Origin of the sequence: Pseudomonas sp. (assembly GCF_030690725.1) — a bacterium.
Taxonomy (GTDB): domain Bacteria; phylum Pseudomonadota; class Gammaproteobacteria; order Pseudomonadales; family Pseudomonadaceae; genus Aquipseudomonas.
In genome coordinates this window covers 1-13235 of the sequence record NZ_JAUYGD010000036.1, presented here as the reverse complement: position 1 = coordinate 13235, position 13235 = coordinate 1, and the positions used below count along the sequence as shown (strand labels likewise).

The 13235-nt window shown below is 56.7% G+C and carries 13 protein-coding genes; 5 read left to right on the top strand and 8 right to left on the bottom strand.

All coding sequences use genetic code 11. From position 1 onward, the window contains the following. Positions 1-35: 35 nt before the first annotated feature. The 7 genes from Q8O69_RS08745 to Q8O69_RS08715 all read right to left on the bottom strand — a co-directional run bounded on the left by Q8O69_RS08745 (position 36) and on the right by Q8O69_RS08715 (position 5141). Positions 36-1064: a zonular occludens toxin domain-containing protein gene (locus tag Q8O69_RS08745; RefSeq protein ID WP_305591323.1), complete on the bottom strand. Its 1029-nt coding sequence runs from the start codon at positions 1062-1064 to the stop codon at positions 36-38. Then, complete coding sequence (locus tag Q8O69_RS08740) at positions 1061-1342, bottom strand: DUF2523 domain-containing protein (RefSeq protein WP_305591321.1); 282 nt, start codon at positions 1340-1342, stop codon at positions 1061-1063. The genes Q8O69_RS08745 and Q8O69_RS08740 overlap by 4 nt, the downstream gene beginning before the upstream one ends. Continuing rightward, entirely contained in the window at positions 1342-2685 is a 1344-nt protein-coding gene (locus tag Q8O69_RS08735; RefSeq protein ID WP_305591319.1) for a virulence factor TspB C-terminal domain-related protein, read from the bottom strand. Before Q8O69_RS08735 ends, Q8O69_RS08740 begins: the two co-directional genes overlap by 1 nt. An 83-nt stretch (positions 2686-2768) precedes the next feature. Then, positions 2769-2897, bottom strand: coding sequence for a major capsid protein (locus Q8O69_RS08730; protein ID WP_305591317.1), 129 nt, complete (start codon positions 2895-2897; stop codon positions 2769-2771). A 185-nt stretch (positions 2898-3082) separates the two neighbouring features. After that, entirely contained in the window at positions 3083-3319 is a 237-nt protein-coding gene (locus Q8O69_RS08725) for a hypothetical protein (protein ID WP_305591315.1), read from the bottom strand. A gap of 15 nt (positions 3320-3334) precedes the next feature. Next, a complete protein-coding gene (locus Q8O69_RS08720; protein WP_305591313.1) occupies positions 3335-3691 on the bottom strand; it encodes a hypothetical protein in 357 nt (118 codons plus the stop codon). Positions 3692-3863: 172 nt separating this feature from the next. Then, positions 3864-5141 (bottom strand): phage/plasmid replication protein, II/X family, encoded by a 1278-nt coding sequence (locus tag Q8O69_RS08715; protein ID WP_305591311.1) that lies wholly within the window; start codon positions 5139-5141, stop codon positions 3864-3866. 125 nt (positions 5142-5266) lie between these two features. Between Q8O69_RS08715 and Q8O69_RS08710 the strand changes: the two genes are divergently transcribed. Then, the gene (locus Q8O69_RS08710) at positions 5267-5476 is read left to right on the top strand and encodes a hypothetical protein (RefSeq protein WP_305591309.1); all 210 of its coding nucleotides are present in this window, start codon (positions 5267-5269) and stop codon (positions 5474-5476) included. A gap of 314 nt (positions 5477-5790) precedes the next feature. Then, a complete protein-coding gene (locus Q8O69_RS08705; protein ID WP_305591308.1) occupies positions 5791-6060 on the top strand; it encodes a hypothetical protein in 270 nt (89 codons plus the stop codon). Between the two features lie 564 nt (positions 6061-6624). Here the strand turns inward: Q8O69_RS08705 and Q8O69_RS08700 are convergent. Next, positions 6625-7647: a zinc-dependent alcohol dehydrogenase family protein gene (locus tag Q8O69_RS08700; RefSeq protein WP_305591306.1), complete on the bottom strand. Its 1023-nt coding sequence runs from the start codon at positions 7645-7647 to the stop codon at positions 6625-6627. A gap of 260 nt (positions 7648-7907) precedes the next feature. On the opposite strand from Q8O69_RS08700, the gene Q8O69_RS08695 reads away from it, so the two are divergent. The 3 genes from Q8O69_RS08695 to Q8O69_RS08685 all read left to right on the top strand — a co-directional run. Continuing rightward, a complete protein-coding gene (locus Q8O69_RS08695; RefSeq protein ID WP_305591304.1) occupies positions 7908-8822 on the top strand; it encodes a LysR family transcriptional regulator in 915 nt (304 codons plus the stop codon). A gap of 242 nt (positions 8823-9064) precedes the next feature. Then, on the top strand, positions 9065-10306 hold the full coding sequence (gene mexE, locus Q8O69_RS08690; protein ID WP_305591302.1) for a multidrug efflux RND transporter periplasmic adaptor subunit MexE: 1242 nt from the start codon (positions 9065-9067) through the stop codon (positions 10304-10306). Between the two features lie 14 nt (positions 10307-10320). Beyond that, positions 10321-13235: multidrug efflux RND transporter permease subunit (locus Q8O69_RS08685; RefSeq protein WP_305591300.1), on the top strand; the 2915-nt coding region annotated here is incomplete at its 3' end.

The window sequence follows — 13235 nt, the reverse complement described above, 5'->3', positions numbered from 1 at the left end:
CAGGGGCAAACCTCGAACGAATGATCACGGCAGGCCTAGAGAACGTTTGCCGGCTGCGGTTGCTGTGCGTTTGTTGCTGCTGTTGCCGGTGGTGTTCCTTGTACCAATCCCTGTCCAGCATTCCCATTTTTCGAGCCTCCACGTGTTCCGACAATAATCGACCTAGGCAAGGGGTTGATGATTGCAGAAAGGCACATGGCATGCGAGAGCTTGAGGGCTGCACCTGCCTCGTTAAAACACTGGCACTTAGTCTTAGAGCTGATGCAACCAGCAATGGGCGTTACAGGCTCAGTGTCGGCCCAGTCGTAAATGGCCGTGGACGCTGGCCGGATCGGGCTGGTGGTGGCGGCGGAGCCGACACCACCCAGCGCCGATGCGGCTGCTTTGAACGGCGATGATTCGACAGGCGGCTCATCTGATGCCTGCTCACCAGAAGCAAAAAGATAGCTGTCTTTGCTAGTGGCGGCGTTGTAAGCCGTAAGACCAGCAACGACGAAAATAAAAGCAACCAGGGCGGCGAGCTTCTTGGGCAATTTGAACTTGTGGGTGTGGATAGTGGCGGACTTATACAGGCCGTAATGTTCCTTCGGAAACTTCCAAGGAAAGGCATCTGCCCTCGCCTGTTCAGCACGATCATTAGGAGAATCAACGCAATGCTGCCAGGTGTACTTGGTGACGGTTTTGGAACCGAACGCCCGGTAAAAATGGATGTGCTCACCGGCGAGCTTTCTTATGTGGTGATGGAGAAAGCTTTGAGATTGGCTAACAAAAATAAGGTCGTGACCAGTATGGCGATGGACTTCCATCTGCCGCAAACGATCATCTTTAACTTCGCCACGATGGGCGGTCGATGGATACAAATGAGGCTGCTGGGCTTCATCGTAGATGACCAGGGAGCCTTCTGGAGTGTCGCGCCAATCATCTGGAGCCGGATGACACTTGGGAACTTGCAAGCCGTCGATATTTGAATAAACGGGCCTACCCTGCTCAATCGCCTTGACGATAAGGCCGATGCAATAAAGCGTTTTGCCGCTACCAGGGACGGCGGTAATTATCGTAATCATGAGCGAACACCGAAAAACACTTCGACGGATTTAATAGCAGCGCGAGTTAAAACGGCACTGCCAATGATTGACATAGCCTGAGGAATTCCACCAAGGCTGATAATCTGGAAAACCTGAGGTGGCAGGCTCGAAATTAGCCCTTGAACTTGACCGAGCAACTGCTGAACAAGTTCATAAAGGCCGTAATAACTCAAAAGACCTATGCCCAAGGCAACGAATACTTTAGCGATGACACTGGAAATTATGTAGATGCCGATAGTGACAAGGATAGCTGGCATTATTCATTACCTCGGGCCATTCCAAGATTGATAAAAATCGCAGCAATAAGAGCAGCAATGATGACCAGGGGTTTAACCAATCCAGCCCATTGGCAAGCGGGCTCCCATGAAAATTCATAAGTGCCGCGACTGGTTGCGATCATGGACGGCCCAGGGCAAGAGGCATTAGAAGAAAAGTTTATTTCCCGCTCAAAATCTTCATCAGATATGAATTCTGATAAATCTGGCTCCTCCTCATTAAATGGAGTCTTAACCCAATCAATGAAAGAGCAGACCGTAGGCATAAAATCGCAATCTGTCGGAATTTCAGCAACAGGCGTTTCTACGGATGTGTTGGTTTCAGTGCTAACTGATGTGCTTGTCTGAGTTCCATTCTGATATGTATTGGTTACTGTGGTTTGAGTCGAAGTAATAGAGAGCGGGGAAGTACCATACTCAAGCTGAATTGAAGGCAAAGACTCAACGACAGTAGTGTCACCGGTAGTTGGATTTGTGGTTGTCGTTATAGACCCCGGCAAATCTATAGAATTTGGGCCGCCGAAAGTCTCTGAGTCTGGATAGTCAAACGAACCGGGGACGGAATCATTGATAAAGGGTGCGGAAGAAGCTGCAAAAGAAGGATCAGAGATACCGGAAATAAAAGAGTCGATATCAGAGTCGGTAATTGGTAGAGCCTGTGAACTTACACAGGCGAGAGTATTAGAAGCCAACGAAAGACCGGTTGGGCAGGTAGTGCCGGAAGCTGAAATTGTAGGATAAAAAGTCTCTTGATAACTGCCTTGGCTGTAGTTTACGGCACACTTTACATCGGTATATGGCCGATGACTGTGGATAGATACAGAGTTGATGGAAGCACCCCAAGTACTTGCAGCAAATCGGCTAGCAAGACCCTGGCAAGCACTTATAGCTGAGGGATACTTCACGCCCTCGTGAAGCCAATGAATGTTAGAGCCTGTTGGTGTGTAGGAAACAGGGCTGTTATCAACTCGGGTTATTTGACTGTTTTCATCTATAAGCCAACCAACGGAGGCAACTGCTCCGGTTACAGCGCCTGATAGAAGAAGCTGGCCTGGATTGAGCTTTAGTGCGTTTTTAAGAGCACCGCGAAAACTTGGCCATGAGTATTTCTTTTCACGAACCACAGGAACGGTATGGCGAGTGCCCTTCTGATCGCTGATAGTTGCATTCCAGTCACGCGAATCGATGAAAGCATCAGGGCCGACACCAGGGCCGTAAGTTGGGAGTAGCTCGCCGGGTTGAACGATAACTGTCCTAGCGGCCTCAGCAGTTAAGACCGAAAAAGAAAGAAGCCCGAAGAGACAATAACTAAGAAAATTAACCATCCTGAATACTCCCACTCGATACCCATAATGCTCTCCAAAAGAAAAGAGGGAGCATAAGCCCCCTCTTGTGTTGCAAGGCCGAATTAACGAGCCGAGCGGCGGAAGTATGCAAAAGCAACCACCACCAGGGTAACGAGGAACATTGCGCCACCAATAGTGGTGATGTCGCCCTTGAGTGCAGTAATGCCGGCTTCGATTGCAGTTGTATCCATTTTCAATTACCTATGTGAGACCAAAGAAAGCGTATTAGTAAGTTGCAACCCCAGGCTGTCGCGTAACACGCCAAAACACTCCAGCCGAGACTCAGCCCCTCAGAAAAACTAAGAGGCGGAATTAAAACGCTCTGCTCTACCCAAGTAGTGCAGGCACCATTGACTAGTTCAGAGCAAACAAACATTTAAGCGGCCTCCGAATCGAGTTGAGCGGCAAGGCGTTCAAAAGCAACGACTGCAACTTTCTCGGCTTCGGCTTGATGCAATTCGTAGGCAGCGCCGCCGATGGCTCCGGAGTCACGTAGGCCACGCAGATAGCCAGCGTGTTCAGAGCTGGAAAATGCCAACTCGTAGTGATCCGGGGCGGACTTCATGAGGCACAGCAGACGCTGGCGTTCTTGATGAAATTCGGCGGTAACCATGGCAGCGCCCTCCCCTTAAGCCGTTTTGGCTACAGAAGGCTGGCCAGTAGAGGCAACAGCGGGTGCAGGCGCAGCAGCCTGGAGGCGAAGCGGAGCACCGGTAACGTCAACTTGGTCGTAGGCAGTGGCGCCCTTTTCTTTCTGGTAAAAGCCGAAAAGGCAGGGAACAAAAACCTCTTTGCCCAGGTAAGGGCGGAAGGCGTTGTGGAGGCCTTTTTCGACCTCAAACTTGTCAATACGAGCATCGACGTAGCTGGTAGTTGGACGACCTTTACGGTCGGCACCTTGCACTTGCAGGGAAAGCTCAACACCACCGTAAGGGGTTTCTTTGATGCCTTCCAATACGCCGTGAACGATTCCAGGATTTGCCATTTTCAGTTGCCTCTAGGTGGTGGGCTGATGCCCGGTTAAAAAGCGTTTTTGATAAGGAAGTAGCCGATAAAACAGAAAGGGCCGATGAAGAAAATCAGGATGCCAATCTGAGAAAGAGACCACTTGAAAACGTGTGAAAGCGGCATGGGGCGACCGCTCTTGAACTCAAGTTTCATGCGGCCTCCACACACGGTTCGACGTACCAGTCAGGGCGCTGTGCGCCGAAATCGACGTTCACAAAACGAAGCAGCGGTACGACGTTCGACTTGCGGTCGTGTTCGTTGAGTTTTTGCAGTGCAGCCTTCGAAAGGCCGACTTCGCAGAGGTCAGCGACGTGGCGGTAGAAAGTCGCCTTGCCTAGCTCTTTCGTGTACTCCCAGCCGTAGTCTTTGATGCTCAGGTAGGTGCGGAAAATAGACTTGGCATGAGACGTGGAAGGCTTGCCTTCGACATAGATCGAGGGCTTGAGCACACCGGCTTCCATGCGCTCTTTAGTCATGCGGCCCTTGCCGGGCTTGGTGAATTTTTCGAGCAGCGCTTCGTACACTTTGTCGTCATTAATCACTTTCATTTCCACACCTCCAAAGGCCGCGAATAGGTCCTTTGTCACTTCCTTCCAGCACTCTTGAATGAGGCAGCGCCCCTGACTTTCCAGCTCTTCCTGATACGCACACAGGTCAATCAATTTCGTTGGGATATTCCGGCGACTCATCCAGCGGTGAAGCACGGTGGCTTCCATACGGAGCAGGTACTTGGTCCACTCGATCAACCGCGGATCAGACATGACTTTGAGCGCTCGACGGGCACCGAAGTCGCCCCGCCCTGCCCGCTTCAATTCCTCAAGCTGGTTCTGATATTCCAGATGCTTGAGGTATGCCTTTAGGCGCTTGAGGCGGGTCTGTTTTGAACCGAAATAGGCGGAGCTGGAGTAGTTGTCGCCACGGCTTTTGGTCTGGCCGTTGCTGACGTTGGTCAGGGCGTCAATGACTTGGTAGGCGGTGCGCTCATCGTCTAGACGGCTGCTGTAGGTGCAGTCCATGCCGTAAACGACTGTTTCGCGGATATCGAGCAGTGCGAACAGCTTCGGATAGCTACCGGCAAGCCACTTGAGCATGACCTCTGCCCCGCTACGGATGCTGGTAGGGCCAAAAACGTTATGACCCTGGAGCAGCTTTGCAGGGCTGGCTTTCAGCTCAACGCCAGGATCGAGGCGCTTACCCAATGTTTGATGGAAAACCTTGAACGCCATCGGCGTAAAACCAGTAGAAAGCGATTCCCATGGGTGACGCAGGTAATCAGCCTGCAATTGGCCGTCTTCGTCACGACTAACCTGACCCTGGAGCGGAACGCCTAGGCTCTCCAAATCCACGTAGAAATGCGGATCACCCGACTCAAGGCGGGAAACGCATGGCACGCGGAACGGAATGAAGAGGTGAAGACGGTCGAGCATTTTTGACTTCCCTGACCAATTGCATGCATGCATGCAAGTAACATTGGCCGGGAATGTATACGCGTCCACATGCATGCGTCAACACAAGTAACATGCATGCACGTACACTTTTTGGGAGATAACCGATGAAAGGTGATGGCTCGATGCCAGCAACGCTTAGATTGACCAACGCAGAGCAAGAGCTGTTGCGTAAAAAATGCATAGAAATCAATAAGTTACTGATAAAGCAAGGCCGCCAGCCCATCAGGGACAGCGAGCTAGCGCATTTTTTACTAGAGAAATCAGTCGGTTACGTGGAAATAAGCGAGTCAGGCGAGCTGAAGCTTGATCTTTGAAAAGCCCCACCACGAAAGCCAAAAAGTCTCACCATGAGACAAGAGTCCACCATTAGAGATGGTGGACCCTGGCCGCTGCGCGTCCAGGGAATCAACTGCGGCAACGCTCTGCACATTCGTGCCGGCTTGCCAGGGGTTCCCCCTCGCGCAGAGCGCTACCCCAAATGACTATGACGACGAACACTGAGGCACGCTAAGAGCCGATTTGCTGTCGCGTGTGTACCTGAGGGGATTTACCTCCGGGACCCACCACCGAATGAACCTGACGTGACTCTGCCGATGCGGAAAAGCGGGTTGATCAATGAAGGGGGTAAATGGTACCTAAAGGCCGCGCCCTGGAGCGCGATCGATGGCGGAAACGGTACCTAGGAAAGCAAGTCGCCCTGGGCAACATGGTCAAGCAGTGCAGACGCAGATTCGCGAGCGCGGTCTATGACCTGCTGCTGAACACGGCACCTCTCTCGAAGAGTGCCTATCTCGCGCTCAAGCCGAGCGATCATATTCAGCTGGTCAAGGTAAGTGGTCGCAGCCTCGGCGACGGCCTTGCTGCCAGTGCTCTGACCAAGAGCTTTCTTGAGTCGTGAAACTAGTTCGTCGTCAGCCTGAAACTTGATAAGCATAGGTACCATTCCTGTTCACCTGGTGAAGTTCCCAGGCTTGATAATGGTACCAAAAGGCCGAGGCAGTCAAGACATTTTGGTACCATTTTCTCCTGCAGGAAAACAACCTGGTTGAGCGATATGGTACCGCTAGAGATCCAAGATCTTGCGAGCGACGCCCTGAAGCTCAGAAACGAGAGCATCGATGCTCGAAGATTCGGCATCGAGTTGGGCGAGCCTGGAACGCATCTGTCGAACGTCAGCGACAAGTCGAGGGTAGTCAGAAAGCACATGGCAAACAGCGTCCAGGGCATCCCTGGAGGGCGCGTAGAGCTGTGCTTGTTTGATCAAGTGAGGCGGGATGTCGAGGGGCGTTCGCATAATGGCCGTTACATTAAATCGGCCCTGGAGGCGTTGCCAGTATCCAGAGCCGATGTGAACGTAACGCCTGTAAATTATACGAACTTCCATATTGCGAGCGGTGAACCCAGATCACTCAGGATTCACTGCTCTCGCCCTAATTCGGGCTTCGCATAATGTGAGTTATGTTTAACGCGCGCCGAGATCCAGCAGCACGCGGCCACGGCTTGGGCAGGTTTCCATATAGCGATGCGCTTCAACTACATCGTCGAAGCTGAACACCTTGTCGATCAGCGGCTTGAGCAAACCATCTGCCGTCAGTTGGTTGATGGCTTGCACGGCCTTGGCTACTGCAGCCTGGTCTTGTGGAATGTTCAGCTCTTCCTTGCCGGTGAAATTACCGATGCAATGCACGAAGAACTGGATGTTCTTCTGGAACGCCGCGCAGGCTGGGAATGGCGTTTCATTGCCGCCTTGCAGGTCGAACAGGATCAATCGACCGCGCGGCGCGATGGCGTCGCCCAGCAGGCACATCTGCGGACCGCCGAGTGCATCCATCACCACATTGACGCCACGGCCATCGGTCAGCTTGCTGACGCGGCTAACCAAGTCCTGCTCTTCGGTAAGGATGATGTAGTCGGCGCCCAGCTGCTTGAGAAAGTCGCTGTCTTCGGCAAAGGCCGTAGCGGCAATTACTGTGGCGCCCAGGGCTTTGCCCATCTGCACGATATACGGGCCCCAGCAGCGGCTTGCGGCGGTTACCAGCACGGTTTCGCCGGGTTGCAAACGGGCCAGCTCGCTAAAGCCGAACCAGCCGACCATCGAAGGCAGATAGTGCACGGCGGCCTGTTGCGCGGTCAGATTGTCCGGGTAACGCGCCAGAGAACTGCGCGGCAATACCACCTGTTCGGCGTAACTGGGATAACGATTGGCACTGTGCCCCGGGAAGCTGGCCACTTTGTCGCCCACGGCCAGATCGGTAACGCCATCGCCGACTGCCAGTACCACGCCGGCCAGTTCGTGGCCCAGGCCTGCCGGTAATTGCGTCGGGGTATTGGCCAGGTTCTGCCGCCAGAGCACGTCGTACCAACTGACGCCCACAGCTTCAACACCGACCAGCACTTCACCTGCGGCCGGCGCAGGCGCTTGGCGCTCTTCGATCTTGAGGACATCAGCCTCACCAAACTCATGGAAACGCACTATGCGGGACATCGCAAACCTCTTCGGTTGACCCATTCAGGTCGCGGCACTGTCTGGCATTTCTGCGCTATACAGCTGTGGCGACCCCTTATGGCCACGGACTTTATCCGGGCTTTGCCAGCAATTCCACCGCTCGGGGCTGATATTCACCATGCTTGTCGATGATGATGAGCCACAAACACATCATTTAGCCGTGCATATTGCCTGGCGACAGCATTCGGCATTAGCCTGAGTCGCGCGCAAAACCGCAGCCACTCCAGAATGGACACCGGATGAACCGTAACGATCTTCGCCGCGTCGATCTCAACCTGCTGATCGTCTTCGAAACGCTGATGCATGAGCGCAGCGTGACCCGTGCGGCGGAAAAACTGTTTCTCGGTCAGCCGGCCATCAGCGCCGCCCTCGCCCGTTTGCGCAGCCTGTTTGACGACCCGCTGTTCGTGCGCACCGGCCGCAGCATGGAGCCTACCGCGCGGGCCATGGAGATCGCCGCCCTGCTCTCGCCGGCGCTGGATTCGATCTCCACTGCCGTCAGCCGCGCCGCTGACTTTCATCCAGCCACCAGCACTGCGGTGTTTCGCATCGGCCTGTCGGATGACGTCGAGTTCGGCCTGTTGCCGCCACTGATCAAGCGCCTGCGTGCTGAAGCGCCGGGCGTGGTGCTGGTGATTCGCCGCACCAACTATCTACTGATGCCGTCGCTGCTGGCCTCTGGCGAGATTTCCGTGGGCGTCGCCTACACCGATGAACTGCCGGCCAATGCCAAGCGCAAGGTGCTACGCCGTAGCAAACCGAAACTGCTGCGTGCCGATGCGGCGCCGGGGCCATTGAGCCTGGATGACTTTTGCGCGCGGCCCCATGCGCTGGTGTCCTTTGCCGGTGACCTCGGTGGTTTTATCGATACCGAACTGGAGAAAATTGGCCGCAAGCGTCGGGTGGTCCTCGCCCTGCCCCAGTTCAACGGCCTCGGCACCCTACTTTCCGGCACCGATATTATTGCCACCGTGCCGGATTACACCGCTGCTGCCCTGACCTCTGCAGGCGGCGTGCGCGCCGAAGAGCTGCCGCTTCCGTCGCAAACCTTCGAGCTGCACATGGCCTGGCGTGGCGCCCAGGACAACGACCCGGCGGAACGCTGGCTGCGTTCGCGCATCCAGATGTTCTGCGGCGACCCCGACAGCCTTTAGCCTGTCCGTCGGTTGCTGCTAGCCCAATAGCCTATTCGGATAAACCCGTTGGGCTTCGGCGCTACGCGTCTCAACCCAACCTACCCCCTCCTCCTGACGCTTTGTTCACAATCGGCACTATCGATACAAGCCAGCGAATCATCACTAAGACTGATACTCATCTTCGCCCCGTTCGATTCGTCGCCATCGCACCCGCCGCCGCAGACTCCGCCCATTCATAACACCCTCTGGCGGAAGCACACATGGAACAGTCCAATAAAAACCTCTGGCATTTCCCCCTCGCCCTGGCTGCTGTACTGGTGCTGAGCGCCTGCGGCAAAGCACCGGAAAGCGCCCAGCAGATGCCTGCGGCGAAAGTCAGCGTGGCCGAAGTGATTGAACAACCAATCAATGAATGGGATGAATTTACCGGCCGCCTGGAAGCGCCAGAGTCGGTGGAAATTCGCCCACGGGTATCCGGCTTCGTCGACCGCGTAGCCTTCAATGAAGGCAGCCTGGTGAAGAAAGGCGACCTGCTGTTCCAGATCGATCCGCGCCCCTTCCAGGCCGAAGTCAAACGCTTCGAAGCTCAGCTGCAACAGGCCCGCGCCAGCCAGGCACGGACTCAGAGTGAAGCCAATCGCGGCGAGCGCTTGCGTCAGAGCAATGCCATCTCCGCCGAGCTGGCCGATGCCCGCGCCAGCGCCGCAGCGGAAGCCAAGGCAGCAGTAGCCGGCATCCAGGCAGAGCTGGATAACGCCCGCCTTAACCTCAGTTTTACCCGGGTTACCGCGCCGATTGATGGCCGCGTTAGCCGGGCGGAAATCACTGAAGGCAACCTGGTCAATGCCGGACAAAGCCTGCTGACCACCCTGGTCAGCACCGACAAGGTTTACGCCTATTTCGATGCCGATGAGCGCGTGTTCCTCAAATACGTTGAGCTGGCGCGTCAGGCCGGCGGTCAGACCCGCGATGCCAGCCCGGTGTACCTGGGCCTGTCCAGCGAAGATGGCCACCCGCACTTGGGCGCGCTGGATTTCCTCGACAACCAGGTCAACCCGCAGACCGGCACCATCCGTGGCCGTGCGGTGTTCGACAACCGCGATGGGCGCTTCACCCCTGGCCTCTACGCACGCCTGAAGCTGGTTGGCAGCGGCCAATACGCCGCGGCGCTGATCAAGGACGAAGCGGTCGGCACCGACCTCGGTAAGAAGTACGTGCTGGTGCTCGATAAGGACAACGCCGTGCAGTACCGCGCCATCGAGCTGGGGCCGAAGCTGGAAGGCCTGCGTATCGTGCGCCAGGGCCTGGCCAAGGGCGAGAAGATCGTGGTCAACGGTCTGCAGCGCGCCTTCCCCGGGTCCACGGTCGATCCGCAAAGCGTGCCCATGGCCGATGAAAAGACCCAGGCGCTGCTGACCGAGCAACGTCAGGCCATCGAACGCCAGAACAGCCGCCGGGTCGCTGCGAAAAACAGCCCTGCCAACACTGCGCCACGCGGTTAATTAGGTAGACGACGATGAATTTCTCGCAATTTTTTATTCAGCGGCCGATCTTCGCCGCCGTGCTCTCGCTGCTGATCCTGATCAGCGGGGCCATCTCACTGTTCCAATTGCCGATCAGCGAATACCCGGAAGTGGTGCCGCCCACCGTGGTGGTGCGCGCCACCTTCCCCGGCGCCAACCCCAAGGTGATCGGCGAAACCGTCGCCTCGCCGCTGGAGCAGGCGATTACCGGTGTGGAAGGCATGCTCTATATGTCGTCCCAGGGTACTGCCGACGGCAAGATGACCCTGACCCTGACCTTCGCCCTCGGCACTGATCTGGACAAAGCCCAGGTGCAGGTGCAGAACCGCGTCACGCGCACCATGCCGACCCTGCCCACTGAAGTGCAGCGCCTCGGTGTGACCGTCGACAAGGCCTCGCCCGACCTGACCATGGTCGTGCACCTGACCTCGCCGGACGACCGTTACGACATGCTGTATCTGTCCAACTACGCCGCGTTGAATATCAAGGATGAGCTGGCGCGTCTGGATGGCATCGGTGATGTGCAGCTGTTCGGTCTGGGCAACTATTCGCTGCGCGTGTGGCTCGACCCAAACAAGGTCGCCTCGCGCAACCTGACTGCCGCCGACGTGGTTAACGCCATTCGCGAGCAGAACCGTCAGGTCGCCGCCGGGTCCCTCGGTGCGCCGCCGTCGGATGCTGGCAATAGTTTTCAGTTGTCGATCAACACCCAGGGCCGTCTGGTCACTGAGGAAGAGTTCGAGAACATCATCATCCGCGCCGGTGAAAACGGCGAAATCACTCGCCTGAAAGACATCGCACGGATCGAACTGGGCTCCAGTCAATACGCCCTGCGTTCCTTGCTGAATAACAAACCCGCAGTCGCCATCCCGGTATTCCAGCGCCCCGGCTCCAACGCCATCGAAATTTCCGACGCGGTGCGTGAGCGCATGGCCGAGCTGAAGCAGAGCTTCCCGCAGGGGGTGGACTACGAAATCGTCTATGACCCGACCATCTTCGTACGTGGCTCCATCGAGGCGGTGGTACACACCCTGCTCGAAGCCATCATCCTGGTGGTGCTGGTGGTGATTCTGTTCCTGCAAACCTGGCGCGCCTCGATCATTCCGCTGGCCGCCGTGCCGGTGTCCTTGATCGGCACCTTCGCCGTGATGCACATGTTCGGCTTCTCGCTCAACGCGCTATCGCTGTTCGGCCTGGTGCTGGCCATCGGTATCGTGGTGGACGACGCCATCGTCGTGGTGGAAAACGTCGAGCGTAATATCGGCCTGGGCAAGACCCCGGTGGAAGCCACCAAGCAGGCGATGAAGGAAGTGACCGGGCCCATCGTCGCCACGGCCCTGGTGCTCTGTGCGGTGTTTATCCCTACAGCCTTTATCTCCGGGCTGAGCGGGCAGTTCTATCAACAGTTCGCCCTGACCATTGCCATCTCCACGGTGATCTCGGCGATCAACTCGCTGACCCTGTCCCCTGCCCTGGCCGCAATATTGCTGAAAAGCCATGACGCGCCGAAAGACCGCTTCTCCAAACTGCTCGACCGGCTGTTCGGCGGCTGGTTGTTCAAACCGTTCAACCGCGCATTCGACCGTGCCAGCCATGGCTATGTCGGCACCGTAAAACGCGTGCTGCGCGGCAGCGGCATCGCCCTGTTCGTCTATGCCGGGCTGATGGGCCTGACCTACCTGGGTTTTGCCACGACACCGAGCGGTTTCGTGCCGCCGCAGGACAAGCAGTACCTGGTGGCCTTCGCCCAACTGCCGGACGCCGCCACCCTGGATCGCACCGAAGACGTGATCAAAAAGATGTCGGAAATCGCCGGTAAGCACCCCGGTGTGGAAAACACCGTGGCCTTCCCAGGCCTGTCGATCAACGGCTTCACCAACAGCCCGAACAGCGGCATCGTCTTCACCCCGCTCAAGCCGTTCGATGAGCGCAGCGACCCATCGATGAGCGCCACGGCTATCGCGGCCGAGCTGAACGCCCAGTTCGCGGGTATTCAGGACGCCTATATCGCGATCTTCCCGCCACCACCGGTACAAGGCCTGGGCACCATCGGCGGCTTCCGCCTGCAGGTGCAGGACCGTGGCAACCTCGGCTATGACGAGCTGTATGTACAGACCCAGAACGTCATCGCCAAGGCCCGCGCGCTGCCGGAACTGGACCCGATGTCGGTATTTACCAGCTACCAGGTGAATGTGCCGCAGATCGATGCTGCTATCGACCGCGAAAAGGCCAAGACCCACGGCGTGGCGATCAGCGACATCTTCGACACCATGCAGATCTACCTGGGCTCGCTGTACGCCAACGACTTCACCCGTTTTGGCCGTACCTCTCAGGTCAACGTGCAGGCTGAGCAACAGTTCCGCCTGGAGCCGGAGCAGATCGGCCAGCTCAAGGTGCGCAACAACCGTGGCGAAATGGTCCCGCTGTCAGCCTTCCTCAAGGTCAGCGCCAGCTCGGGCCCGGATCGGGTGATGCATTACAACGGCTTCCTCACCGCCGAAATCAACGGTGCGGCAGCCCCCGGTTACAGCTCTGGCCAGGCCGAAGCGGCGATCGCCAAACTGCTCAAGGAAGAACTGCCCAACGGCATGAGCTTCGAGTGGACCGACCTGACCTACCAGCAGATCCTCGCCGGTAACAGCGCGATCTTTATCTTCCCGCTCTGCGTGCTGCTGGCCTTCCTGGTGCTGGCCGCCCAGTACGAAAGCTGGAGCCTTCCGCTGGCGGTGATCCTGATCGTGCCGATGACCCTGCTGTCGGCCATTACCGGGGTAATCCTGGCGGGAGGCGACAACAACATCTTTACCCAGATCGGCTTGATCGTACTGGTGGGACTGGCCTGCAAGAACGCCATCCTGATCGTCGAGTTCGCCAAGGAGAAACAGGAAGAAGGCATGGACCGCGTCAG